This is a genomic window from Streptomyces sp. NPDC043867, from assembly GCF_056435845.1.
Genome location: NZ_JBWKDS010000004.1, coordinates 87,528 through 112,092 on the forward strand (window position 1 = coordinate 87,528; position 24,565 = coordinate 112,092).

25 protein-coding genes and 2 pseudogenes are annotated in these 24,565 nt (G+C 70.0%); 12 read left to right on the top strand and 15 right to left on the bottom strand.

The genetic code is table 11. The features are described from left to right. Positions 1-1,038 precede the first annotated feature (1,038 nt). Positions 1,039-1,383: a transposase gene (locus AC069T_RS05430; RefSeq protein ID WP_478781464.1), complete on the top strand. Its 345-nt coding sequence runs from the start codon at positions 1,039-1,041 to the stop codon at positions 1,381-1,383. Between the two features lie 152 nt (positions 1,384-1,535). On the opposite strand, the gene AC069T_RS05435 is transcribed toward AC069T_RS05430, so the two are convergent. Together AC069T_RS05435 and AC069T_RS05440 are read right to left on the bottom strand one after the other, a co-directional pair. After that, positions 1,536-1,784, bottom strand: coding sequence for a hypothetical protein (locus AC069T_RS05435; RefSeq protein WP_478781465.1), 249 nt, complete (start codon positions 1,782-1,784; stop codon positions 1,536-1,538). Further along, positions 1,781-1,948 carry a hypothetical protein gene (locus tag AC069T_RS05440; RefSeq protein WP_478781466.1) on the bottom strand — a complete coding sequence of 56 codons (168 nt, stop codon included), beginning with the start codon at positions 1,946-1,948 and terminating at the stop codon, positions 1,781-1,783. The genes AC069T_RS05435 and AC069T_RS05440 overlap by 4 nt, the downstream gene beginning before the upstream one ends. Positions 1,949-2,488: 540 nt before the next feature. Between AC069T_RS05440 and AC069T_RS05445 the strand changes: the two genes are divergently transcribed. From AC069T_RS05445 to AC069T_RS05485, 9 genes and pseudogenes are all read left to right on the top strand, one after another. After that, positions 2,489-2,911 (top strand): hypothetical protein, encoded by a 423-nt coding sequence (locus tag AC069T_RS05445; protein WP_478781467.1) that lies wholly within the window; start codon positions 2,489-2,491, stop codon positions 2,909-2,911. A gap of 69 nt (positions 2,912-2,980) precedes the next feature. After that, positions 2,981-4,261 carry a hypothetical protein gene (locus tag AC069T_RS05450; protein WP_478781468.1) on the top strand — a complete coding sequence of 427 codons (1,281 nt, stop codon included), beginning with the start codon at positions 2,981-2,983 and terminating at the stop codon, positions 4,259-4,261. 224 nt (positions 4,262-4,485) lie between these two features. Further along, positions 4,486-4,836 carry a hypothetical protein gene (locus AC069T_RS05455; protein WP_478781469.1) on the top strand — a complete coding sequence of 117 codons (351 nt, stop codon included), beginning with the start codon at positions 4,486-4,488 and terminating at the stop codon, positions 4,834-4,836. Further along, on the top strand, positions 4,833-5,576 hold the full coding sequence (locus AC069T_RS05460) for an ATP-binding cassette domain-containing protein (protein ID WP_478781470.1): 744 nt from the start codon (positions 4,833-4,835) through the stop codon (positions 5,574-5,576). The genes AC069T_RS05455 and AC069T_RS05460 overlap by 4 nt, the downstream gene beginning before the upstream one ends. A 1,088-nt stretch (positions 5,577-6,664) precedes the next feature. After that, positions 6,665-6,958, top strand: a pseudogene (locus AC069T_RS05465) (tyrosine-type recombinase/integrase); the annotation flags it as partial. A gap of 221 nt (positions 6,959-7,179) precedes the next feature. Next, positions 7,180-8,808 (top strand): penicillin-binding transpeptidase domain-containing protein, encoded by a 1,629-nt coding sequence (locus tag AC069T_RS05470; protein ID WP_478781471.1) that lies wholly within the window; start codon positions 7,180-7,182, stop codon positions 8,806-8,808. A 93-nt stretch (positions 8,809-8,901) separates the two neighbouring features. Next, complete coding sequence (locus AC069T_RS05475) at positions 8,902-10,563, top strand: penicillin-binding transpeptidase domain-containing protein (RefSeq protein WP_478781472.1); 1,662 nt, start codon at positions 8,902-8,904, stop codon at positions 10,561-10,563. Positions 10,564-10,656: 93 nt separating this feature from the next. Continuing rightward, positions 10,657-11,154: pseudogene (locus AC069T_RS05480) on the top strand (YbaK/EbsC family protein); the annotation flags it as partial. A 116-nt stretch (positions 11,155-11,270) separates the two neighbouring features. Beyond that, entirely contained in the window at positions 11,271-12,116 is an 846-nt protein-coding gene (locus AC069T_RS05485) for an EamA family transporter (protein WP_478781473.1), read from the top strand. Between the two features lie 54 nt (positions 12,117-12,170). Here AC069T_RS05485 and AC069T_RS05490 read toward each other — a convergent pair whose 3' ends face one another. The 6 genes from AC069T_RS05490 to AC069T_RS05515 all read right to left on the bottom strand — a co-directional run bounded on the left by AC069T_RS05490 (position 12,171) and on the right by AC069T_RS05515 (position 17,324). Beyond that, positions 12,171-13,334, bottom strand: a complete 1,164-nt coding sequence (locus AC069T_RS05490) for a serine hydrolase domain-containing protein (protein WP_478781641.1) — start codon at positions 13,332-13,334, stop codon at positions 12,171-12,173. An 88-nt stretch (positions 13,335-13,422) separates the two neighbouring features. Continuing rightward, positions 13,423-13,869 (bottom strand): organic hydroperoxide resistance protein, encoded by a 447-nt coding sequence (locus tag AC069T_RS05495; RefSeq protein WP_478781474.1) that lies wholly within the window; start codon positions 13,867-13,869, stop codon positions 13,423-13,425. Positions 13,870-14,200: 331 nt separating this feature from the next. Beyond that, entirely contained in the window at positions 14,201-14,677 is a 477-nt protein-coding gene (locus tag AC069T_RS05500) for a MarR family winged helix-turn-helix transcriptional regulator (protein ID WP_478781642.1), read from the bottom strand. 44 nt (positions 14,678-14,721) lie between these two features. Then, positions 14,722-15,498 (bottom strand): energy-coupling factor ABC transporter ATP-binding protein, encoded by a 777-nt coding sequence (locus tag AC069T_RS05505; protein WP_478781475.1) that lies wholly within the window; start codon positions 15,496-15,498, stop codon positions 14,722-14,724. A gap of 10 nt (positions 15,499-15,508) precedes the next feature. Beyond that, positions 15,509-16,270 (bottom strand): cobalt ECF transporter T component CbiQ, encoded by a 762-nt coding sequence (cbiQ, locus tag AC069T_RS05510; protein WP_478781476.1) that lies wholly within the window; start codon positions 16,268-16,270, stop codon positions 15,509-15,511. A 1-nt stretch (position 16,271) separates the two neighbouring features. Continuing rightward, the gene (locus tag AC069T_RS05515; protein ID WP_478781477.1) at positions 16,272-17,324 is read right to left on the bottom strand and encodes an energy-coupling factor ABC transporter permease; all 1,053 of its coding nucleotides are present in this window, start codon (positions 17,322-17,324) and stop codon (positions 16,272-16,274) included. Between the two features lie 182 nt (positions 17,325-17,506). Here AC069T_RS05515 and AC069T_RS05520 point away from each other — a divergent pair, with 182 nt between their 5' ends. Then, complete coding sequence (locus AC069T_RS05520; RefSeq protein ID WP_478781478.1) at positions 17,507-17,854, top strand: SsgA family sporulation/cell division regulator; 348 nt, start codon at positions 17,507-17,509, stop codon at positions 17,852-17,854. 47 nt (positions 17,855-17,901) lie between these two features. On the opposite strand, the gene AC069T_RS05525 is transcribed toward AC069T_RS05520, so the two are convergent. The 7 genes from AC069T_RS05525 to AC069T_RS05555 all read right to left on the bottom strand — a co-directional run bounded on the left by AC069T_RS05525 (position 17,902) and on the right by AC069T_RS05555 (position 23,914). Then, complete coding sequence (locus tag AC069T_RS05525) at positions 17,902-19,281, bottom strand: DUF6177 family protein (RefSeq protein ID WP_478781479.1); 1,380 nt, start codon at positions 19,279-19,281, stop codon at positions 17,902-17,904. Positions 19,282-19,358: 77 nt separating this feature from the next. Beyond that, positions 19,359-19,991 (bottom strand): hypothetical protein, encoded by a 633-nt coding sequence (locus tag AC069T_RS05530; RefSeq protein WP_478781643.1) that lies wholly within the window; start codon positions 19,989-19,991, stop codon positions 19,359-19,361. 21 nt (positions 19,992-20,012) lie between these two features. Next, positions 20,013-20,621, bottom strand: a complete 609-nt coding sequence (locus tag AC069T_RS05535; RefSeq protein ID WP_478781480.1) for a hypothetical protein — start codon at positions 20,619-20,621, stop codon at positions 20,013-20,015. A 629-nt stretch (positions 20,622-21,250) separates the two neighbouring features. Next, positions 21,251-22,357 carry a hypothetical protein gene (locus AC069T_RS05540; protein ID WP_478781481.1) on the bottom strand — a complete coding sequence of 369 codons (1,107 nt, stop codon included), beginning with the start codon at positions 22,355-22,357 and terminating at the stop codon, positions 21,251-21,253. Beyond that, entirely contained in the window at positions 22,354-22,758 is a 405-nt protein-coding gene (locus AC069T_RS05545) for a DUF6507 family protein (protein ID WP_478781482.1), read from the bottom strand. The genes AC069T_RS05540 and AC069T_RS05545 overlap by 4 nt, the downstream gene beginning before the upstream one ends. A 101-nt stretch (positions 22,759-22,859) precedes the next feature. Next, a complete protein-coding gene (locus AC069T_RS05550; RefSeq protein WP_478781483.1) occupies positions 22,860-23,069 on the bottom strand; it encodes a DUF397 domain-containing protein in 210 nt (69 codons plus the stop codon). Further along, positions 23,066-23,914, bottom strand: a complete 849-nt coding sequence (locus tag AC069T_RS05555) for a helix-turn-helix domain-containing protein (RefSeq protein WP_478781484.1) — start codon at positions 23,912-23,914, stop codon at positions 23,066-23,068. Before AC069T_RS05555 ends, AC069T_RS05550 begins: the two co-directional genes overlap by 4 nt. Before the next feature lie 139 nt (positions 23,915-24,053). Here AC069T_RS05555 and AC069T_RS05560 point away from each other — a divergent pair, with 139 nt between their 5' ends. Further along, positions 24,054-24,521, top strand: a complete 468-nt coding sequence (locus AC069T_RS05560; protein WP_478781485.1) for an ATP-binding protein — start codon at positions 24,054-24,056, stop codon at positions 24,519-24,521. Positions 24,522-24,565: the final 44 nt, after the last annotated feature.

The window sequence follows — 24,565 nt, forward strand, 5'->3', positions numbered from 1 at the left end:
GCGGAAATGTTCCAGGCCCCAAAGGTTGGTCTGTCTTGGGGCTGTCGGGGGGGAACAACGGACAGCCATTGGCGACGACGGCCACCCAGGGGCCCCCGCCCCCTCCCCCCCCACCGTGGTCATCGTTAGCCGCCAGTGGCTGTCATTGGTCCCCCTCAGACGGCCCGAGGACGGCCCAGCTGTGAGGCCCGGCAGTTTTACAGCGGGCCACTCCCAGCCTGCCCGACCTGGCAAGAAGAGCAACGGGGTAGCCACCGGGGGACACCTGGGCAAATCACGCACCACGCAGCCCTCCCAACCTGTTACGTCGACCGACACGATTCGCCAGCTTTCGCCACCCCCGCGGGGCGCTGACCAGGCACTGAAGGCGAACGCCACCCCTCGCGCCATGCCTTCACCATGGGTTTTCGCCACGGTTTTGGATCATGAAGCTGGTTCCGATGCTTGAAGGTATTGAAGACTTGGGGTTTCCTCGTCATGGAGCCGAAAGGCGCCCACAACGCATGGATGCCTGGCTCCGGGCAGCTCCCCGGAGCCAGGCTCACATGCGGGTTACGGGCGGGCCCGGCCGACTAAGCACCGGTCGGGCTCGCCTACCGCCCAACCAACCGTCCGGGACTCCTCCGGTGCATCACACAAAGCGTTCGATGCACCCCGCGATGGCAGTGACCGCAGTCAGCAACAAGGCCACAAGCTGAACCCAGTCCGGTAACTGGCTGCGCCTGCGACATCGTGCTCGCCGTGTCGATCGCTCCATCTGATCCGATCTCCCATCTCTCAGTGAACCCAACAGAGTTGGGGCCCGCCTGGTGCAAGCGGGCGATCGAGGAGAGAGATGTCGAACCCTCAGCACGTTAACCGGCGCGCCAGTGGCGCAGGTGCCGGTTCAAGGGTGGCGAATGCTGGCGAACAGCTCCACACCAAGTGCCCGAGCCGGACGGCAACGACGACTTCGCTGCCAGTGCCGGGGCCTCCCCCTGAGTGGTGGACACGCTAATACTGGATCTGCTTGATCCGGAGGAAGCGAGAAGACCGCCGATGGCGATGAAGGACTACTCGGACGAGTTCAAGGCCGATGCCGTGGCCCTGTACGAGTCCACGCCCGGGGCGACATACAAGAGCATCGCCGCAGACCTGGGCATCAACCGGGCCACCCTGCGGGAGTGGGTGCTGCGGGACCGCGAACGCCGCGGTGTCACCGCAGCGGCTGCAAAGCCGGCCGTCCAGCCGGGGGCAGCGGTGCTGTCCGACGATCCGGACGCGCGGATCAGACAGCTCGAGGCGAGAGTGGCCGAGCTCGAGGCGAGCGAGCGGAAGCTCGCTACCGAGCGGGACATCCTCCGCAAGGCGGCCACGTATTTCGCCGGAGAGACGAACTGGTGAGGAGCCGCTTCCAGTTCGTCGACGACCACCGGGACACCTACGAGGTGAAGCGGCTCTGCCAGGTCCTGGACGTGAACCGGTCCGGCTACTACAAGTGGCTCGCCGGTGCCGAGGCACGGGCTGCCCGGGTGCCATGTAGGCCGGGGTGCCGATCAGGACGCCGCTGATGGTGATGTCATGCCGTTCGTCGCTGCTCTTGGTGATGTCGAAGTCGACCACCTAGCCTGGCCGTTGGGGCGGACGATGATGTTGAACGGCTTGATGTGGTGGGTCAGACCTGCCGCGTGCGCGGTGCCCAGGGCATCGGCGATGCAGACCGCCGTGCGAAGGGCATCAGGCAGAGGCAGCCAGCCGTCCTTCAGCACAACGCTGAGGGGCTTGCCGCGAAGCAACTCCATCACCAGGTGGCGTGTAACTGTCCGTCGTACATCGCGGAGCCGAAGTCGTGCACGGTGACGATGGGCGGATGGGACAGGCCGCCTGCGACTGCGGCTTCGCGGGCGAAGCGGGCCGCCGGTCGGTCGTGGTCCGCGCTGCCGTCGCCAGTGAGGACCTTGACCGCCACCAGCCGGTCGAACCTCGGGTCGTGTGCTCGTGTGCTTGCCAGACCTGCCCGAACCCGCCCGCACCGATCGGTTCGATCAGCGGGTAGCGGCCGTCCAGCACGGTCCCTGCCTGCACGACTCCCCCTCCTCGGCACGCACCGCGACGCACGGTGTACCAGGCGTGTACCCGTCACGCTACGCCGGGACAACCACCAGTAACAGGGGGAGCTGATCACCCAGTGGAAGCGGCGGCAGACGCGCGGACGGCTACATCGTGCCTCGCCTCACATCCGTACGGGTGCGGCACTTCCGGTTCCGCCGCAGGCGCCGGAACCTGTCGCGACCGGACCAACGAGGCCAATATGGACCACCTCGGTACATTCTCAACGATAAAAATCTGACCTACCGAACAAATGGAAAGTTGACGCTTTATGAACGTCGCTGATATTTTCGGCTCGGGTCTGCAGCCCCTTAGCTGCACGGGGGAGGGGGGTTGGGATAGATGTCTACTCATCGCAAGCACCTGTCTCGTGCTTACCAGAAAGAGGGACAGGGGAAAGATGAAGCGCACCGCACGCATTTCCATGGTTGCCGGTACGGCCGCAGTAATCACTCTGGCGTTGGCTCCTATCGCCGAGGCCAACTGGAGCAGCTCCATAACTGCCGCCAGCGTGGGCTTCGAGTCTCGCCGCTGGTCGGACGAGCTGTACTCGCAGGTTCTTTTCACCGGCTGCACCACGGACGGCTCGAAGAGCACCGACGTGCAGATGTGGAACGACATCTCGCTCCAGCCTGACGAGTCCTACGACAATAAGACCTTCACGGCTTGCTTCAACGGAAGCACCAGTAACGGCGAGTGGACGGACCTGCCGTCCGGCATGCGGGACTACTACTTCAAGATCATGAAGATCGGCGGTTCCACCTTCGGCCCACAGCTGAGCGTACGCTCGGTCTCGGTGGACACCACCAAGGCCGACGGCTGACATTCCAGCCCTGAGGGGTGCCCCGATGGGGCACCCCCTTTCGGTCGACAAGTGGTTCGGTGAAACTCAATGAAATTCAGTACCGCCCTGCGCAGCGGCAGTGTGCGGTGGGCTGCAGCTGTCGTTCTCCTACTGACATTCCTTTACTACGCGGTAGGAGAAACAGCTCCGCTCTCCAGTTACTACCATTACGCGCCGAGTATCGTCGCTGAGCCGCTGAAGACTTTGTACGCCTTGGCTTACGCGGTGGCCGCCGCGCTTTCCTGCTGGGAGAGCGGGCGTTTGAAAAGTGCACGAGTCTGGGCGCTGGCTCCGGCCCGTTCACGCTACCGGATAGCAGCCAATGTCCTGTGTCCGGTCATCGTCCTCTCCTGGCTGGTCATCCTTCTCCCGCCGGGGATCTCGCTGATACGGTCGGCGACGATGCCCACTCTCGACAGCCTGCGGCTGCCGATCTCCGCGATGGTGCTGTGTGTGGCACATGCGGTCCTGGGTTTCACCGTCGGCCACCGGGTGCCTCGCGTCATCGCCACACCGATCCTTGCCGTAGCGGACTGGATCCTCGTCGCATTCACCAGAGCTGTGCTGCCCTATTGGCCTCGTCATGTCTCAGGACAGTTCGGCAGCATCGGTTTCGGAGAGGTTCCCAGCCTCATCACGACGGTGGTGCCCGTACTGCTGGCGGGTGGCATCGCCGCAGGGTTACTCATCCTCTGGTTGCCGTACGGGTGGCGCGCAGTCCGGGTGGCCGTCGCGGCCGCGGTAGCCGTGAGCGGCGTTCTCGGGGCCTATCGCACCACCGCAGACTGGTCGGCCACGCCGCCTATCACAGCAGGCCACGTGAGGATGAAGTGCGCGGGCAGCGCGCCGCGTATGTGCGTACCGGAGTTCAACGCCCGCTATCTGGAGCAGACCCAGCGTGACACCGAGAAAGCTCTAGGCGTACTGCGTGCAGTCGGGGCCACGTCCGCACAGCCGAATCTGATCACTGACAGTTACGCGGATGGACGTCTGCAGAAGCCCTCCACAGACGCCGTATGGCGCATGGTGCTGACCCGGCCTATGCAGAGCGGTGACGCCGTATACCAAGTCGTGGTGCGCGCCCTGCATTTCCGCTGCAAGCAGGTCGACGCCCGCGCCGCCCACTCCGCCTGGCTGTGGGCGGCGACGAAGACCGGCCAGGAGAAGGCATACCAGAAGCGGCGGAATCTGGAGGGCCTGGACCCCGTGGCCCGGAAACTGGAGAAGCAGGTCCGGTCCGATGTCACCCGCGTCCTGGCCGAACCGCAGGACCAGCAAGCCCAGTGGATCAAGGGAACCCTCGATTCATGCGAGGCGAGGACATCGTGAGGTGGTGGTTCAAGGCCCGCCGGGGGCGCACACTGCTTCCCCTCGCCATGGCCGTTTTCGTCGCCGTGCTCTACGCGGTTCAGGACACTACGGTGCTCTTGCCTTCTGTCACCGGTAGTCCCAGGGTCGCGCTCTCCTTGTTCGTCCCAGTGCCCTTGCTCGCCCTCGTGATGGCGATGCTCGAATCACGGCTTCCTGCGGCCGAGGCCTCAGGAGTACGGTCCATGACACGGCTCGACAACCTCCTGGTCACCGCGACCATGGCCGCGGCGGTGCTGTGCAGCGCTCTCATCGCCGCGGTGCACGGGGCGGCCGCAGCCACGACCGGGGGCCGCAACGCCTTGTTCCTGACCGGTCTGATGCTGATCGGACGGTCGTGGGCCGGTCAAGCGGCGGTGATGGTCCCCGTGGGATGGCTGGTCACCGTCGTGGTCGTCGGGTTCCGCGGCAACGTTCCACGCCTCTGGACCGTCATCGCGCTCCCCGCTGACAGCCTGTTCGCGGCAGCGGCCTCCCTGGTGATGTTCGCCATCGGCCTCGCCGCCCAGATCCGCACGTCGAGGAAGACAGCGTGACACTCGAAATCAGCAACTGCACCTACGGTTACAGGCGCTGGAAGCAGCCCGTTCTACGGGACTTCTCCTACGTCCTGCCGGACGGTCTCACTGTCCTGCTGGGTCCCAACGGCGCCGGCAAGTCCACCCTGCTGAAACTCGCGGCCTCGGTAACCAGCCCCCAGAAGGGACACGTGGCGCTAGACGGTGCTCCGGCGGGCACCACGGCGTACCGGCGGGCCGTCGCCTGGATGCCTCAGGACATCGTGCCCATGCCGACGCTCACAGCCCGTGAGTACGTGGCATACATCGGCTGGCTCAAGGGCATGAACCGCACCGATGCCTGGAAGCAAGCCCGCAAGGCTCTGACGCGCGTCGATCTGGCCGACAAGACCGACACGCGCACAAACCGGCTCTCCGGCGGCCAGCTGCGGCGCGTCGGTGTCGCCGGGGCACTCGTGCACGGCGCGCGCGTTCTCCTCCTGGACGAGCCCACCGCCGGCATGGATCCCTACCAGCGCCGTGTCTTTCGTGACATCCTGCGCGGGCTGACCGGTGACGTACGGGTTCTGCTGTCCACGCACGACGTGGCCGACCTTGCCGAAGAGGCCGATCATGTCACGGTCATGTACAGCGGAAAGATCCTCCATCACGGGGACACGGGCACGTTCTTGTCCCACACCCCGCCCGGAACCCTTGAGGGCCGCGCCGCCGAAGCGGCGTACACCGCCCTGCTGACAAGCCGCGGCGTCACCGCCTGACTGCGGACGTGCTGTCGGGACCGCCTCGCTGCAACCGGAGTCCGTCGCTGCACCGGCCCGGCGGGCGGGGCCGTCTGCGGGATCGGATCGGCGGCCGCCGTGGCGGGACCGGCCTTCACGGGGGAGGGCGCCAGGACGTGCAGGGCGCGGACATTCGCGCCTTGCACCTTCGCGTTGGCGGCCGCGATCAGCTTCGGTGCGATCCAGCGCAGTTTCGTGCCGTACGCGGGAGCGTCGGGAGCGACGTCCAGGCGGGCCGGTGTCCGCGTCGAAGCCAACGGCCTGGACGTGCCCGGCGAGCGGCCCGAAATCGACTGTTAGCGTTCAACCAACGAGCGCTTGACCACTGTCTTGTAAACGCGGGCGTGATCGTCGGCATGTTCGCCAAGGTCACCACGCCTGTAGCAGCAGCCCAGGTGAACGTCCACTTTCCCGATCCGGCGTAACCCCCTACCAGAACTACGGTCGGCCCGTCGGTACTTACCCCTGCTGCGTGGCGACTCCATGCGTTGACCACACGATTGCGTAGAGCCTCGCTGTCCACGTCGTCTGTACCTTCGCGGATGCTGCTCAACGCTCTACTTACTGCGTCCGGCTGGTTGGGAAACTGTCGCTCACTCGAAGCGGGAGCCGGTACGGAATCCACAGGGGCATCCTCTCCGGGCAGAGCTTTACGGAAGCCAAGTTGGGCCTCATTGCGACGATACAGTCGGCAGTACGCCCGGCGGTAATGCGGACCGGGATACACCGAACCCTTTTCGTGGCCCCAGATCGTCTGGAAGTTCGCGGCGATATTGAAGCCGTGCCGCTCCGCGATTTCGCGGAGCTTCTCCCCCGTGTCTTCCAGAGTGAGCCCTATCTCCTCGCGGTGCATCCGCAGGAGATCCGGCTTCCAGTCTGGATGCTTCCGAGCCATCTGCCCCTCCTAGATAGCTAGTCGGAGCCGCGAGTGTAGCGGCCCGACTAGGGCTGTAGAAATTCGTGATAGCGCATGTGTAAGCGGATGTATAAAACTGCTTGGACTTTCTCAGGTAGCGGGACGTGATACCGATTTTCATGCCGTGGCGGTGAACTTGAGGCACATCTCCTCGCTGGCGGCCGCTGGCATCATCCCGGCGCGGAAGCCAGGCAAGCGGTACGCGTCGGCCCCCGAACACGGCATGCACGCGCTCAGGCACTTCTACGCCTCCGTGCTGCTGGACGCCGGCGAGAACATCCGGGCCCTGAGTCAGTACCTCGGTCACAGCGATCCGGGGTTCACGCTCCGGACGTACACGCACCTGATGCCCAGCAGCGAGGGACGGACCCGAAAGGCCGTCGACAGCCTCTTTCCGGCGTCCACGCCACAAGATCACGGCCCAGAGACGGCCCAAGCCGCCTGATCCGGCCCCGGCCAGAGGCAAACGCCCTGGTCGGGGGCAAGGCAGACTGGATTACGCGGACTTCATCTACTTCTGGCCCATCTACACCGGCACGGCGATCCCGATCGACGACTGGCGTTCACGGATGTGGCTGGATACCTGGGTCTGAGAAGCGGGAAACACCCTCCCCACCCGTCACTCCCCCGGCTTAGAGTGCAACCGCTCACGGGGAGGAGTGCGCCATGCGCAAGGGGGTCAAGGCTGCCGTCGTCGGCGGTGTGTTCGCGGTGATGGTGGGGGGCGCCGGGTACGGCGCCTACAACGTGGTGACCGCCGTCAGCGGGGACGGCGGTGTCGGCGGGCCCGCGCCCGTGAAGACCGGGAAGCCGAGCGGGGACGAGGTCGAGGAGACCACGGAGAAATTCTTCGCCGCCTGGGAGAAGGGCGACGCGTCCGAGGCGGCGAGGTACACGAACGACGCGGGCGGCGCCGAGCCGCTGCTGGCCGCCTACCGCGACGACGCCCACCTCACCAGGGTGCGGATCAGGCCGGGCACGCCGTCCGGGACCACCGTCCCGTACTCGGTCGAGGCGACGGTGTCGTACCGGGGCAGGAGCAAGCCCCTGTCGTACGACTCGGAGCTGACCGTCGTGCGCGGGGTGACGACCGGCAGGGCGCTGGTCGGCTGGAAGCCGTCCGTCGTCCACCCCGACCTGGTGGAGGGCGACACGCTGGTGACGGGAGAGGCGGCGAGCCCGCCGATCCAGGCCGTGGACCGGAACAACGTCGTCCTGACCAAGGCCCGGTACCCGTCCCTCGGCCCGATCCTGGACGCCCTGCGCGGCAGGTACGGCGACAAGGCGGGCGGCACGCCCGGCATCGAGCTGTCGGTCCGTCACGCGGACGGGAACGCGGGCGCCAAGACGCTGGTGACACTCGCCGAGGGCAGGGCGGGCAGACTGCGCACCACGCTCAGCGCGAGCGCGCAGGCGGCGGCCGAGCGGGCCGTCCAGCGGTACCCCGAGTCGTCCGTGGTCGCGGTGAAGCCCAGCACGGGTGAGGTGCTGGCGGTCGCGAACCACCGCAAGGACGCCTTCAACGCGGCGTTCGAGGGCCGCCTCGCCCCCGGCTCCACCATGAAGATCGTCACCGCGGCGATGCTCATCGACAACGGCGTCACCTCGATGAACGGCCCGGCGCCGTGCACGGACACCGCGGTCTGGCAGAGCCAGACCTTCCACAACCTCACGGGCATGGCACCCAACGAGAAGGCCACGCTCGCGAACAGCTTCATGCGGTCGTGCAACACCGCCTTCGTGAAGCTCGTCGACGAGGAGCCGCTCACCGACGCGTCGCTGACCGCCGAGGCCGAGGAACGGTTCGGACTCGGCCGGGACAACTGGAAGACGGGGATCACCTCCTTCGACGGCAGGATCCCCGCGTCCGGCGGCCCGGACCGCGCGGCCAACGCGATCGGCCAGGGCGACGTCCAGATGAGCCCGCTGGGCATGGCGTCGGTCACCGCGACCGCCGTCACGGGCACCTTCCGCCAGCCCTACCTGGTGTCGCCGAAGCTCGACGACCGCCCGATCGCCACCGCCCGCGGCCTGCGGAGCGGGACCGTGGCACAGCTGAAGCAGATGATGCGGCTCACCGCCACCCAGGGCACGGGCGCCCGCGCGATGGCGAACCTCGGCGGGGACATCGGGGCCAAGACCGGTTCCGCCGAGGTCGACGGCCAGTCGAGGGCCAACAGCTGGTTCACCGGCTTCCGGGGCGACATGGCGGCCGCCGCGATGACCGAGGGCGGCGGCCACGGAGGGGACGCGGCCGGTCCGATCGTCGCGGATGTGCTAAGAACGAGCGGCTGAAGTCACCCCGGCCGCCCCGGGAACCCGGGGTGGTGCCTTTCGTCGGGCACGCGTGGCACCGGGGCCAGGGGAACCAGCAAAGGATCTGCAGCTGTGGGCAAGAGAGGGCGCGCCGCCGAGCGCGGCAGGACGAGACCCGCCGTGATCGGCGGGCTGATCGCCGTGGTCGTCGCGGGCGGGGGGTTCGGCGCCTACAGCCTCTTCGGCCCGGACGGGGACGGCGGGTCCACGACCGCCGACCAGAAACCCGTGAGGACGGGTCCCCTGTCGGCGGCCGAAGTACGCACGGCCGCCACGCGGTTCCTCACCGCCTGGCAGCAGGGCCGGCCGGCGAAGGCCGCCGCCGTCACCGACGACACCGCCGCCGCGAAGGCCGCCCTCACCGGCTACCGGGCGGACGCCCGGATCACCGGCGTGACGCTGACGCCCGGCAGGCGGACGGGCACCACCGTCCCGTTCTCCGTCCGGGCCACCGTGACCTACCAGGGGAAGAGCAAACCGCTCGCGTACGACGCGAAGCTGACCGTCGTCCGGCGGGCCGAGGACGGCGTCCCGCTCGTCGGCTGGCGGCCCTCCGTCGTGCACCCGGATCTGCGGGACGGCGACCGGCTGGTCACCGGCGAGTCCGGCACGCCCCCCATCAGGGCGCTCGACGCGGACGGCGGCGAGCTGACCGCCGCGAAGTACCCGTCGCTCGGCTCGGTGCTGGACGGACTGCGCGAGAAGTACGGCAAGAAGGCCGGCGGCCGGGCGGGCGTCGAGCTGAGGGTGGTCCGCAAGGCAGCGAGGAAGGGCGCCGACAAGGACCCCGACAAGACGCTGCTGGCGCTGAGCGAGGGCACGCCGGGGACGGTGCGCACGACGCTCAGTCCGGCCCTCCAGGCCGTTGCCGAGCAGCAGGTGGCGACGAGGTCCCGGGCGTCGGCGGTGGTCGTGCGCCCCTCGACGGGTGAGATCCTGGCCGTCGCGAACTCGGGCCACGGCTTCAACACGGCCTTCCAGGGCTCGCTGGCCCCCGGCTCCACGATGAAGATCATCACGTCGTCGCTGCTGATCGACAAGGGCCTGGCGTCGGCCGAGAAGCGGCACCCGTGCCCCAAGTACGTGACGTACGGCGGCTGGAAGTTCCAGAACGACGACAAGTTCCAGATCAAGAACGGCACGTTCAAGGCGAGCTTCGCGCGGTCCTGCAACACCGCCTTCATCTCGCAGGCGAAGAAGCTGGACGCCGACGACCTGACCCGGCAGGCCCAGCAGGTCTTCGGGCTCGGCATGGACAACTGGTCCATCGGCGTACCGTCCTTCGACGGCTCGGTGCCGGTGCAGAGCGCCGCCTCCATGGCGGCCTCGCTGATCGGCCAGGGCGGGGTGCGCATGAACCCGCTCAACATGGCTTCCGTGGTCGCCACCGCCAGGACGGGCACCTTCCACCAGCCGTACCTGGTGTCCCCTTCGGTGGACGGCCGCACCCTGGCGAAGGCCTCCCGCTCGCTGTCCCCCGGCACCCGGGCCCAGCTGCGCGAGCTGCTGCGCTACACGGCCGCCGCCGGTACCGCCGCCGAGGCCATGTCCGGGCTCGGACCCGACTTCGGCGCCAAGACCGGCTCCGCGGAGGTCGACGGCCAGAAGAAGCCCAACGGCTGGTTCACGGCCTGGAAGGGCGACCTGGCGGCCGCGGGTGTGGTGCAGGCGGGCGGTCACGGCGGCGACTCCGCGGGACCGGTCGTGGCGGCCCTGCTGCGCGCCGGAAGCTGACGCCCGCTTCCCCGAGAGCGGGTCGCGCCGGCTGACGTCCGCTCCCCGGAAACGGGTCGCGTGTCCCGTACACCGACCACTACGGTGCCGTCCATGACTGCCGCCGGAGAGCACGCCGCCCACCCCCGATTCGCCGAGGCCCTGCGGGAGACGGGCCTCGGGGACCTGCTGCCGCGGGTCCGCCGGTTCCCGGAAGCGACCCGCACGGCGGCCGAGGCCGCCGCCGCGATCGGCTGCGACCTGAGCCAGATCTGCAAGTCGCTGATCTTCGCGGCGGACGGGGTCCCGGTCCTGGTGCTGATGGACGGCGCGTCCCGGGTGGACCTGGAACTCGTACGGCGGGAACTGGGCGCGCGGAAGGTCACCCGGGCGCGGGCGGACGCGGTGCGGGAGACGACGGGGTACGCGATCGGCGGGGTCCCGCCCTTCGGCCACCGTACGAGGACCCGGGTGCTGGCGGACCGTTCCCTGCTCGGCCACGACACGGTGTGGGCCGCGGCCGGTACGCCGTACGCCGTCTTCCCGATGTCCCCCGAGGACCTCGTCGCCCACGCGGGCGCCAGGCTGGTGGACGTGCGGGAGCAGGACGCGCAGGAGCAGGACGTGCCTGAACGGAGTACGGGCGGTGGTGACGCACCCGCGGCAGACGTGGGCGAGCGGGGTGCGGGCGGTGACGCACCCGCGGCGGGCGTGGGTGAGCGGGCTCTGTGACGCCGCTGGTCGCCGCGGCCGTCCTGCTCGCCGCCGTGACGCACGCCGGCTGGAACGCGCTCGCCCACCGCATCACGGACAAGCTGGTCGGCTTCACCCTGATCGCGGGCGGCGGGACGCTCCTCGGCCTGGCCGCGACCCCGTTCGTCCCGTTCCCGGCGGCCGGCGCCTGGCCGTGTCTGATCGCCTCGGCCGCCATCCACGTCGTGTACTACGTGCTGCTGATGCGCTCGTTCCGGCTCGGTGACTTCGGTCAGGCGTACCCGATCGCCCGCGGGACCGCCCCGCTCGTGGTGACCGTGCTGGCGGCCGTCTTCGCCCACGAGGTCCCGGACCGGTGGGCGGCGGCGGGCATCGCCCTGTCCTGCGCGGGGCTGATGGGCGTCGCCCTGTGGGGTCTGCACGGGCGGCGGCCCGACTGGGCGGCCATCGGGGCCGCGCTGGCCACCGGCCTGTCGATCGCCGCGTACAGCGTCGTCGACGGGCTCGGGGTCCGCGCCTCCGGCTCCTCCCTCGGCTACACCGCCTGGCTGATGGCCGTGGAGGGCTGGGCGATCCCGGCGTACGCGGTGTACCGCTGGCGGGGCGGGACGATAGCGCTGCTGCGTCCCTGCGCGGCCGTCGGCCTGCTCGGCGCCGCGCTGTCCGTCTCGGCGTACGGCCTGGTCCTGTGGGCCCAGACCCGGGCGGCCCTGGCACCGATCGCGGCGCTGCGGGAGTCCTCGGTCATCGTCGGCGCGGCCATCGGCGCGATCTTCTTCAAGGAGCGTTTCGGAGCGCCCCGCGTGGCGGCGGCGGGCCTGCTGGTGGCGGGCATCGGCCTGATGCTGCACGCGAGTTGAGGAGGCACCGCCCGGGAGGGGACACCGCCCGGGAGGGGAAGCAGCTTTCCGGCGTCAGCCGGAGATCGCCGCCCGCACCCCCCGTACCAGCGCCTGTGCCCGCGGATCCGCCGTCACCGTCTTGCGGAAGCCGTTCGTGACATAGCCGAAGGCGATGCCCGACTCGGGGTCGGCGAAGCCGAGGGGGCCGCCCCGGCCGGGGTGGCCGAAGGAACCGGCGCCGAGCAGTGGGGACGCCGTGCCGTGCAGCATGCAGCCGAGACCGAAACGGGTGTTGACCACCAGCACGCGGTCCGGCCCCGCGGACTCCTGCGCACGGGCCAGTTCGACGGTGGCCGGCGTGAACAGCCGCGCGCGGCCGTCCACTTCACCGATGAGGCAGGCGTAGAAGCGGGCCAGCGCCTCCGCCGTGGCGATCCCGTTGGAGGCGGGCAGCGCGGCCGCCCGGTACGCCGGGTCGTTGTCGTCGGGGTGCGGGCTGATCGCGGCGAAGGCGCGGCTGGTCAGGGAGGACGGGTCGGCGTACGCCTCGGTGACGGACCGCTTCGGGCGCAGCCGCAGACTGCTCGCCGTCTGCGGGGGTGTCACCTTCCCCGAGCGCCCCACGCGGTGCCGCTGCGCGTCCGGCAGCCCGACCCACAGGTCGGCGCCGAGCGGTCCTGCGATCTCGTCCGCGATCCACTCGCCGACGCCCCGCCCGGTGATCCTTCGCACCAGCTCGGCGACCAGCCAGCCGTAGGTGTGGGCGTGATAGCCGTGGTCCGTCCCGGGCTCCCACGCGGGGGCCTGCGCGGCGACCGCCGCGGCCGTACGCCTCGGATCCGCGGCCTCCGCGGGCGTCAGCGGGCGGTCGACCACCGGCACGCCCGCCCGGTGCGACAGCACGTGCCGGACGAGCACCGCCTCCTTGCCCCGGGCCTTGAACCCGGGCCAGTACGCGCCGACCGGAGCGTCCAGGTCCAGCTGCCCGCGCTGGTGCAGCAGCAGGAGCACGGCGGCGGCGACGCCCTTCGTCGCGGAGTGCACGACGTGCGCGGTGCCCTGCTCCCAGGGCTCGGTGCCGTCCACGTCCCGCGTGCCGCCCCACAGGTCGACGACCTTGCGCCCGTGGCGGTACACGGCCACCGCGGCGCCCCGCTCGCCGAGCACGTCGAAGTTGCGTACGAACGCCTCCCTGACCGGCTCGAAACCGTCGGCCACTGTGCCGTTCACGTCCACGCCCGCCACTCCCGTCCGTTCACCGAGCAGACACCAGAACACCCTCCGAGGGAACAGTTGTTGACTGCCCCCGATTCCGGTGCCCGCGCTATCCGAGCAGGATCGTGACCTCGATGTTGCCCCGGGTGGCGTTGGAGTACGGGCAGACCTGGTGGGCCTCGTCCACGAGACGCGCGGCGAGTTCCCGGTCGACGACGGGCAGGGAGACGCTCAGGGCGACGGCGAGGCCGTAACCCTGGTGCGCGTTGGGGCCGATGCCGACCTTCGCGGCGACCGTGGAGCCGGTCAGGTCGTATCCCGCGCGCCGGCCGACGAGCACGAGCGCGTTGTGGAAGCAGGCGCTGTACCCGGCCGCGAACAGCTGCTCCGGGTTGGTGCCGGCGCCGTCCCCGCCGAGCGCGGGCGGCATCGCCACCCGCAGCTCCAGCCGGCCGTCCTGACTGGTCACCCAGCCGTCCCGGCCGCCGTGCGCGGTGGCCTCGGCGACGTACATGATCTTCGTCGGACGTGTGTCGACAGCGGCCCCGTCCGTCATGGCCGGCCCTCCAGGGAAACAGGTGTGCGCAAGTACATCGCGCACAAGGTATCCACCCGGGGTGGAGTCCCGGTCACCCGGGGGTGGCGACCGCCGGTAACCCGGACGCGGGTCACGACCGGAGTCCCGGGGCGGGGTCCCGGCGCAGTCCCCACCGCGGTTCCCGGCCGCAGCCCCCACCGGAACCACGGACCGGAACTCCGGTCCGCCGGCATTCGCGCCCCGGCTCGATCACCCGGCTTCGATCCCCCGGCTCGGATCTACCCCGGCTTCGATCGCCCGGCACCTGGCGCCCCCTCAGCACGCGCGCTTCCCCGCGCCCTGCGCCCCCTCAGCGCCCGCGCTCCCCCGCGCCCTCCGCCCGCTCGGCGAGCCGCCACAGCTCCTCCCGCAGCCGGGCCACCTCGTCCCCGCTCAGCCCGGTCGCCGCCAGCAGCGCCTGCGGCACGCTCTCCGCACGCTCGCGCAGTTCCTCGCCCCGCCCGGTCGGCGCGACGAGCACGGTCCGCTCGTCGCGGGCCGAGCGCTCACGGCGCAGCAGCCCGGCCGCCTCCAGGCGCTTGAGGAGCGGTGACACCGTGCCGTAGTCGAGCCGCAGGGCGCCCGCGAGTTCCTTCACGGTCGTCTCGCCGCGCTCCCAGAGGACCAGCATGACCAGGTACTGCGGATAGGTGAGGCCGAGAGCCTCCAGGAGCGGGCGGTACGCGGCGGTCACCGCGCGCTGGGCCGCGTACAGCGCGAAGCACAACTGCTCGTCGAGCAGCAGCGACCCCGTCCGCGTGTCCGGGGTGCGCGGGACGTCCGGCACGTCCGGGGTGTGCGGAGCGTCCGGGAGGCCCGTCTCGTCGTTCGTCACGCGCCCATTGTCACGGAGCGGGGGTCGAAGCCGAAGGGGAGCTCCAGCCGGTGGCCCCGCATCAGTTCGTCGTCGGAGAGCAGCTCACCGGTCTTCCCGTCGGCCGCGATGACACCGTCGCTGAGGATCAGGGCCCGGGGGCACAGCTCCAGGGCGTAGGGCAGGTCGTGCGTGACCATGAACACGGTCACGTCCAACGACCGCAGGATGTCGGCGAGTTCGCGCCGGGAGGCCGGGTCCAGGTTGGACGAGGGCTCGTCCAGGACGAGGATCTCCGGCTCCATCGCGAGGACCGTCGCCACGGCCACCCGGCGGCGCTGGCCGAAGGAGAGGTGGTGCGGCGGGCGCTCGGCGAAGGACTCCATGCCGACCCGCTCCAGCGCCGTACGCACCCGTGCCTCCAGCTCCTCCCCGCGCAGCCCCGCCGCGGCGGGCCCGAAGGCCACGTCCTCGCGCACGGTCGGCATGAACAGCTGGTCGTCGGGGTCCTGGAAGACGATGCCCACCTTGCGCCGGATCTCCGCCATGTGCTTCCTGCCGACCGGGAGTCCGGCGACCGTGACGGTCCCGGCACCGCCGGACAGGATGCCGTTGAGGTGCAGCACGAGGGTGGTCTTGCCGGCGCCGTTCGGCCCGAGCAGCGCCACGCGCTCACCGCGCCCGATGGTGAAGTCGACGCCGAAGAGGGCCTGGTGGCCGTCGGGGTAGGCGAAGGCCAGCCCGGCCACGTCCAGGGAGGGCGGCGTCACGGCGGAGGGGGTCACAGGGTCCATCCAGACAGGGTCACAGAGTCCATCCCAGCAGACAGACGACGAGGGCGGCGAGGGGGAGGGTGAGGGCGTACGTCCACTGGGCCCGGGACGCGGTCACCTCGTCGATCACCGGCATCGAGCCGGCGTATCCGCGGCTCACCATGGCGAGGTGGACGCGCTCCCCGCGTTCGTAGGAGCGGATGAAGAGCGCGCCCGCCGACTTGGCGAGGACGCCCCACTGCCGGACGCCTCGGGCCTCGAAGCCGCGCGACTCCCGCGCGATGCGCATCCGCCGCATCTCGTCGGTGATGACGTCGCCGTAGCGGATCATGAAGGACGCGATCTGCACGAGCAGCGGCGGCAGCTTCAGGCGCTGGAGTCCGAGGAGCAGTTCGCGCAGCTCGGTCGTGGAGGCGAGGAGTACGGAGGCGGCGACGCCGAGGGTGCCCTTGGCGAGGACGTTCCAGGCGCCCCAGAGGCCGTTGACGCTCAGGGACAGGCCGAGCACGTCCACGCGCTCGCCCTCCGCCACGAACGGCATGAGCACGGCGAAGGCGACGAACGGGACCTCGATCAGCAGCCGCTTCAGCAGGAAGGGGGCGGGCACGCGCGCCTGGTACGCGACGCCCGCGAGGAGCACGGCGTACAGCGCGAACGCCCACATCGCCTCGCGGGGAGTGGAGACCACGACGACCACGAAGCCGAAGGCCGCCGCGAGCTTGGTGTGCGGCGGCAGGGCGTGCACGGGCGAGTGCCCGTGCCGGTACAGCTTGTGAGCGTGCCCCGTGCCCATGTCACACGCCTTCGGGGAGGGAGACCGGCGAGGTGTCGTCCGTACGGCGCCTGCGGACCGCCCAGAAGACCCCGGTGCCCGCGACGACGGTGACGCCGACGCCGATCACGCCCGCGAGGCCGCCCGAGACGCGGGCGTCGGAGACGTCCTTGACGCCGTAGTCGGCCAGCGGCGAGTCGGACGCGGCGTGCTCCTCGGCCTTCTTGTCGATGCCCTGGTCGTGGGCGATCTTCTCCAGGCCGTCGGGGCTGGCGGAGGCGTAGAAGCTGACGAACCCGGCGAGCACGACGGAGGCGGCCAGGCCTGCGGCCCACACCGCGCGCCGGGAGGTCCGGGCGGCCACCGGGACGGGGGCGGTGCCGGGGGCGTCGACCAGCTCGCCGTTCACGCGCAGCTTGAGGCGCTGCTGAAGGCCGCGCGCCCCGTACACGAGGTCGGGCCGTACGGCGATGACGGCGCCGACGGTGAGCGCGGTGATCGCCGCCTCGCCGATGCCGATGAGGAGGTGGACGCCGATCATGGCGGTGGCGACCTTGGTGATCGACACGTCGGTGGTGCCGCCGAGGGCGTAGATGAAGGTGAAGGCGACGGCGGCGCCGGGGACGGACAGCAGCGCGGCGACGAAGGCGGAGACGGTGATGGAGCGCCGCCTGCGCGGGAGCACCTTCACCAGCCCCCGGAAGACGGCGTACGCCACCACCGTGGTGACGATGGCCATGTCGGTGATGTTCACGCCGAGCGCGGTCAGGCCGCCGTCCGCGAAGAGGATGCCCTGCATGAGCAGCACGACGGAGACGCACAGGACCCCGGTGAAGGGGCCGACGAGTATCGCCGCCAGTGCGCCGCCGAGCAGATGTCCGCTGGTCCCGGCGGCGACCGGGAAATTCAGCATCTGTACGGCGAAGATGAACGCGGCGACGAGACCGGCGAGCGGCGCCGTCTTCTCGTCCAGCTCGCGGCGGGCCCCCTTGAGACTCACGGCGATGGCACCGGCGGCGATGACGCCGGTGACCGCGGAGACCGGGGCGTTGATGAATCCGTCTGGCACATGCACCGTTCGAGGATAGCGCCTTGTTGCGAACCGCTTGCAAGAGCGAGTGCTTCATGAATAGTCCGGGCGGCGGGGAACCGCTCCCAGGCCGGGTTCCGGTAGGTATGCGACATTGGAGGGGAAGCGGATCCACGACGCGGGTTTGCCGTTTCCTGCTCGGGTCACGCAGCGTGAGGAGCCGTCCGATGTCCGTCGTCGAACAGTACGCGCGAGTCCACATCGTCACGGAGTCCCAGGAGGGCGAGAACGCCGTCCCGGTCGTCCTGCGCTACGACCCCGAGACCGACCCCCGTGTCGTCCGGATCGGCCTCCCCGGCCCCCACGAGTGGCAGTTCTCCCGCGAACTGCTGGAACGCGGCCTGCGCACCCCGGTCCGCAGCGGCGACGTGGAGATCTGGCCCTGCGGCCGGGTCCAGGCGATCATGGAGTTCCACTCAGCGCGGGGCACGGCGGTCGTCCAGTTCGACACGAAGACCCTCACGCGCTTCCTCCGCCGCACGTATGCGGCGACGGCCACGCCGGTGGCGCACTGACGTCGGATCGCCCCGGCGCCCACCCGACACGCGCCCCGAGCTGCCGCTCAGTCGGCGGCGGCGAAGGCGTAGTGGAGGGTGGGCCGGGCGGCGGGTCCCAGGTGCAGCGGACGGGAACCCGCGATCTGTTCCGCTGCGTTGCGGCCGGCCTTCTCCACCGCGTCGGGTCCCAGGGTGAAGGTCAGAGGCGTCGCGGGTCCCTCGCGGTGCGGCCGGGTGGTGAGGTCGGCGGGAGCCGCTCGCACGTGGGTGAGCATCGACGTGAGGCCGTGCCTGGTGACGAGCGTGTCGGCGAGTCCGGTGAGCGCCCCGATGGGCGGACCCTGGTCGGAGGCGTACCCGACGGCAAGGGTGATGTGCTCCTCGATCCCGGCGGGTGTGTGTGCGACGCGCAGAGTGGCGATCGCCGGGTGGTCCGGCCGGCCCACGACGACCAGCCAAGTGGCGGCCGCCTTTCGGGCCCTGGCCCGGGCCAGTTCGGTCAACTGCGCCGCCGACCACGGCAGGTTGACGGGCTCGGCGGTGGACCAGCCGGCCGGTGCGGAACCGGTGAGGGTCCTCCACGCGGCTTCCAACGCGCCGCCGAGCCGTAGGTGTTCGTCGGCGGCGTGGGTGGTGCGGACGGACAGGAGCAGCTGCCGTTCGCCCTCCTCCTCCGGCACGGGTGCCCGGTCGAAGGCCGACGCGATCGGCGCGCTGCCGTCGGCTGTCCGGGCCGGGGTGAACTGTCCTTCGTGCCAGTGCGTCACGGCGCCGGTGAGCCCGTCGTAGTAGCCGCACTCGGGGTCACGTACGACCCAGCGGGCGGCCCCTCCGTTCAGCAGCATGCGTGCGGGCAGGGTGAGCCGGGCACCGGGCTCCGTGACGATCTGCAGCTCGCGTCCCGCGGCGGTGGCGGTGCGCAGGGCGTCGGTGAGCCAGGTCGTGGCCGCGACGAGGGGGCGGTCCTGGAGGACGACGGCTGCGCGGGCGGTGACGATGTCGGGAGCGGCCGGAGGGGCTTTTTGGCCGGCCGGTCCGTGGGTGACGCCCGCGAGGGTGCTGCCCGACGGGACCGTCACGACGCCGGTGTGGGCGACGCCCCGCGGCCAGGTGGTGCCGCCCAGCACGGCGGTCAGCCGCCCGGCGACGGATCCGGCCAGCCGTGCGGCCTCCTCGACGGCCGTGACCGCCCGTACCTCGGTCCACCAGAACGGAGCCTCGACGGCCAGGTCCGCACCGAGCAGCCGGGCGGCCTCGCCCGGCACCTGCACGAGGCACGGCGCCTCGACGGCCACGAGCGCCCGCCCGTCCGCCGCACACAGCCGGACAGCGGCCCCGCCCGCCACGCTCTCCACCCGCAACTCCGGCCCACCGGCATGCAACCCGGCGAGCAGCGTACGCAGATCCGGCATGACGGGCGTGAGAGCGATGACGTCGTGTGTCACTGGATCACCGGTCCTGCATGTGGGAAGCGCTCATGACTCCAATACCGGTCGCTGATCATTCACAGCCCGGGCACCCCTCAGAGCCTGCCGCTCAGGTCCGGGCCCAAACCGTCTTCGTAGGCGTCCGGAATGGCGAGACCGTTGGCCGTGGCCACGCCGAAATACGTCGGGTCCCCCAGTTCCGGAGACACACCCAGTACTGCGGTGAGTTCCTTCAGGGCGGTCGCAAGGCGCGGTGCGTTGCGTTGATGGACGTCGGGATGCGGGCGGCCCGAGAAGTCGTACCAGGCCCAGATGTCGTGATGGACGGCCAGCTCGGCCGAGAGACCTGTGGGAGCAGGAGAGACGGACAGATCGAGCAGCCTGGGTTCCCCGCGCCTCTTCCCTGCCGCATCGATCCAGATGCCCGAGCCGACGACATGGACGGTGTCGATCTCTGCTTCGGGAAAGGCGACCGGGCGACTTCCGCGAAGCCGCTCCGCAAGGGTCGGATCGCTCAGGGGCGTCGGGAGTTCCAGAGTGCTCTTGACTCCGATGGCACCGACGTCCATGACGTACCACCGGTATTCGAGGCTGGTCGGGGCGAGCAGCTCCAGGCGGTCGAGCACTTCGCTCATGCGCGCGGCCGTCGCCAGCGCCGACTCCAGACCGGGTGCGGCGATCTCGTCGAGATCCCAGAACCAGGAACCGCACTCCCTCGGTGCACGCATCAAGATTGACAAGGTAGATCCTTACGGGAATGTGTGTCCGTCCGGCGGGACAGTGACCGAGCCATCGGTGAAGCGCAGAAGGAAGGTACCTCCACACTTCCGGGCCTGAAATTCTGCTTCATTGAACATCACGGGCGTGAGACTCCCCATCGGCTGATGCACGTCCAGAATGGCCACTCGATGACCAATGCCTTCGTGCACCAGTTGCGATGCCGCCTTCCTGGCAGCGCTCTTGATGCCCTTGATGTTGTCGACGTCCTTGAGCTGATAGCCGTAATCGACGGACCCGTCGGGATGCCGTGTGTAGACGTCGAGGTCGAAGGTCGCCGTGTCCAGCTCGACTCCTACACGGCCGACCCCTCGGCCCTGCAGGTCCGTGGCGAGCCGCATGGCCATGTGCGCGGCGGGAACCATGCCTTTGGGATCACCCTTGGACGGCCCCTTCTTGCACATGTCCAGCAGATGGTCGTAGCCCTCGATACCGCGCAGGTGCCCTTGGGAAAGCATCTTGGCGACACCGGCGCCGTAGGGATCCTTGCGCAGGGAACGCAGCACAGCGGCCTGATCCCGTGCGTCCATTTTCGCGCGGCCGAGTTCTGCGAGGACGGCCGATTCCTGCTCCGGCTGCATCTGGCCGGTATAGGAGTGGGCAACGTCTTCAGCGTTCCCGACGTACTTCGCCGGATCGATGTCAGGCGGACCGTCCGCATGCTCGCCGGGAGACGGTTGCCCCTCCCAAGGAAGGTCCGCACCGGCACCGCCCTGGTTGCCATGCGAGGCATCGTGCGGGGGCCTCTCGGGCGGACCGGCGTCGCCGTCGGCGGGTGAACTCCGCGAACCTCCGGGCTGCGAATTCTCCGAAGTTCCGTGCGTTCCCGCGTCCGATCGATGCGGCCCCGGGTCGCGGTTTTCCCCAGGACCGCTCCGAGGCACGTCATGCGCCGGCGGCCGATGATCGCCACCTCCGAGCGGTGTGTCGTGGGCAGCCCGTGGAGGCAGGTTCTCGCCCGCGTGGGCCTTGGCCTCCGGGGTCCGGGCTCCCGCGCCGACCAGGTCCCGAGGGTGCGCGGTCTCGACTCTCGGGGTGCGGGCCGCAGCCGACGGTTCGTGCGGGGCCGGGGTGGTGTCCGTGACACCCCTGCGACCGGGAATGAACTCGCCGTCCGAGACGCGCAGCTGCGAACCGTCGGACAGGTGGATGACGCTGTGCGCCGCGTCCGAGGCCCCGGCCACGTCCGTGGCGGCCCGGATGCCGGACGTCAGCTCGGAGACCCTGGGAAGGACACGTGCCGCCGCACCGACCGCCTTCGTCGCCGCGCCGATCGGGTCGAGGACCTCCCCACCTTGGCCAGACCACCCGCGATGCGCGCTCCCGCTCCCGCCCGTCCCGCCGCGCCACCCGCCCTCGACGCCATGCCCAAGGGTCCCGCCCCGAGCGTGAGACCGTTGAAGACAACCGTGCCGGCAGCCTTCGCCGGGTTCGTCGCCCAGTCGTCCCACCCGACGAAGGACTTGGCGAACTCCTTCGCGTACGGCCTGTTCTCGTCCAGCAGCCGGTCCATCCCCGGACTGATGTCGCCCCGTTCGTTCAGCGGGTCCAGCGCGTAGCCGCCGAGGCCGATGAAGACCCTTCCGAGACCGTCCCGCGTCGCGTCGCCCTCCTCCCCCGGGCTGAAGAGGTTCACCAGCCCCTCCACCGCGCCCACGGCGTTGTCGTAGATGCTGACGCCGAATTCCCTCAGGTGGTAGTCCATCCCGAAAGGCAGTGACGTGTGGTGGGCCGGGCTGCCCCAGGGGAGCGTGTCGGCATCCCCCAGCTGGTCCGCGCTGAAGCCGTAGGCGTGCTTCTGCTGGGGGCTTCCGTCATTGATGTGCCACCGCGTGCCGTCGACCGTGGCCGCGATCCGGTCCGCGCACGCCACCTCGGCCTTCTGGAAAGCCGCGACGGCCGCGTTCACGCCGTCCCAGATCGCCTGGTGCTCGTCGACCTTGTCCTGGTCGCTCGTCCAGTCCCGAAAGGCACCCTGATCGCCCTTGACCGACTCGACGAACACCGCCGCCTGCCCCCGCAGCGACTCCAGCCGCTTGACGATCTCGGCGACTTCGACCACGTAGTCGGTCAGCGCGCCCGCCACCGTCTCCAGGTCGTCGGCGAAGGAGCCCGCCGTCTCTTCCACGGCCTGTGTCGTCGCAAACAGCTGCCCGGCCTCGGGCGCCCTGTACGACGCATCGAGATGCTGAAAGCGTGCGTTCACGTCACTGCCGTGCTCGCGGATGGCATGAGCCGCCTGGCACATCAGGCCGATCTCGCGCTGGAGTTCGACCAGATCGCCGGTGAAGGTCGGTATCTTCTCGGGGCTGATCACTCGGCGCCGCCCGCCTTCTTGTGAGCCGCCTCCAGCAACGCGGTCACGTCCGGCGCCAGCATCGCCTGGCGCTGCGCGTTCCACGCCTGCTCCAGGTTCCCGGCTACGTAGGCGTTGGTCGCCTCCACCGCTCCGTTTGCCGAATTGCTCGCACGTAACGGCAAAAAGGCAACGTCCGCCTCGGTCCCTTCGACGAACTGCCCGAGCGCCACCGCCACCAGGCCGGCCGCCTGGTCGCCGGCCGCTTGCTCACCGCCGAACGCAAGGGTGCCCGCCGACTCCATGGCGCCTTGCAGGCTCTGCCCGTACAGCGCAATGCCCGCGTTCATGCCGTCGGCGGAGTCCCGCACCTTGGAGATCACCGACTGCACCCCCGCGGGCACGATGTCCCACCCCGTCACGCCAACCCCCGTGCGTCCCCCGTGCGTTCAGAAGCTTCATGTGTATCAGGGCGACATTGCACTCGCAATGCATATCCGGCCAACGCGGGACGGCCACCGGACTACGCGCCGGACACGTACCCCAAGAACTCCGCCCAGGCCGCCCGGTCCACGGTGACGCGGGGCCCCGGGGGGTTCTTCGAGTCGCGGATGTGGATCGTCCCCGGGGTCGCGGCTATCTCGACACACTCGCTACTGTTGCTGCTGTCGCTGTGACTGCTCTTGCTCCACGTCAGCTCGGGATCGTCCCCGGCAGTGAGCTCAAGGGTCATGTCTCTCCCAGTACTTGCTCGATGAGGGCCGCCGACTCTGGGGGAGTGAGAGCTTGCGCCCGGATCATGCCATGACGCAGCTCCAGGATCCGGAGCTGCCTCGGCTCGACAACCGGACGGCCGCTGAACGCCCCCTCGGAACGCCCCACCGCCGAGCCGTCCTCGAACTTCAGCACCTGGGTCTCCCCCTGCATCCCCGCGTGCTCCTCGCGGTCCGTCGGCATCACCTGAACGGTAACGTTCCTCAACTGCGCTACTTCCAGCAGGCGTTCGAGCTGGCGGCGCAGCACCATTCTCCCCCCGAGCGGGCGCCTGAGCGTCACTTCCTCCTGGACGAAGACGAGCGCGGGAGCCGGATCCCGGTCGAAGATTGACTGGCGTGCCATGCGGGCCGCGACCGCCCGCTCCACCTCGTCACGCGAGTAAGCGGGCTGCCGCATCTCGAAGAGGGCGCGAGCATAGTCCTGCGTCTGCAGCAGGCCGTGGAGGTTGTGGTCCCCGTAGGCCACGAGCTCGACCGCCCGCTCCTCCAGCATCTTCAGTTCCCGTACCTTCTTCGGGTACCGCGCCTTCTCCATGTCCTCGCGGAACGCCCTGATGCGGCCGCCCGCGTTCAGGACCTCGTCGGCGCGGTCCAGGAACTCCGGGCGGGGAATGCGCGCCCCGCGTTCCACCTTGCGGACCAGGTCCTCGCCGTATCCGACGGCCTCTCCCAACTCGGCCGCCCGCAGGCCCGCCGCCTCGCGCCAGAGTCTGATCTGGCGCCCCGTCGCCTCCACCACCGGGGCGATCTCGTCCTCCGGACCGACATCCCACCCGGGTTCGTCCACACCCTCGCCGCTCATGACCACCGCCCTTCCACGCGCAGCCGTACCCGTACATCCCCGGGACAGCCGGGACAGACCGGGACAGCGGCCGGACAGTCACCGTACGTACGGGCGCGATCACCGCTCAGCGTAGCCAGCGTCCGCCACGCTGAGTGACGTGAATCAAGAGACCAGCGGGCCCCGGCCGCAACTTGCCCGCCATTTCCGCACCTTCAGCGTGCTGCTGTCCCCCACACCCCGCGGCGCCCGCCTGGCCCGGCTGCTCGCGGTGGAGCAACTGCGGATCTGGGGGGTGCCTTTGGAGGCAGCGGGCCACATCGTCGCGGAGCTTGCGGCCAACGCGGTGCGCCACGGCCGAGTCCCGGGCCGTGACTTCCGGCTGACCCTCCTCGTGGTGGGCGGCACGCTCCGTATCGAGGTGACGGACACGCGCAGTGACCGTCTCCCCGTGCTCCCCCAAGAGGCCCCCGCGGACGCCGAGTCGGGCCGCGGCCTGCTGCTAGTGGACGCGCTCGCCGACCGCTGGGGCGTCACCCCGGGCCCGCCCCCGCGCAAGACCGTCTGGGCGGAGATCCCGCTCGCCGGGGCGGACGTGCTCCCCGGTCACGGCGACGGCCGTCGGTGAGGGCCCCCGAAGGGGACCTCACCGACGGCCGGTAGGCGGAGCGG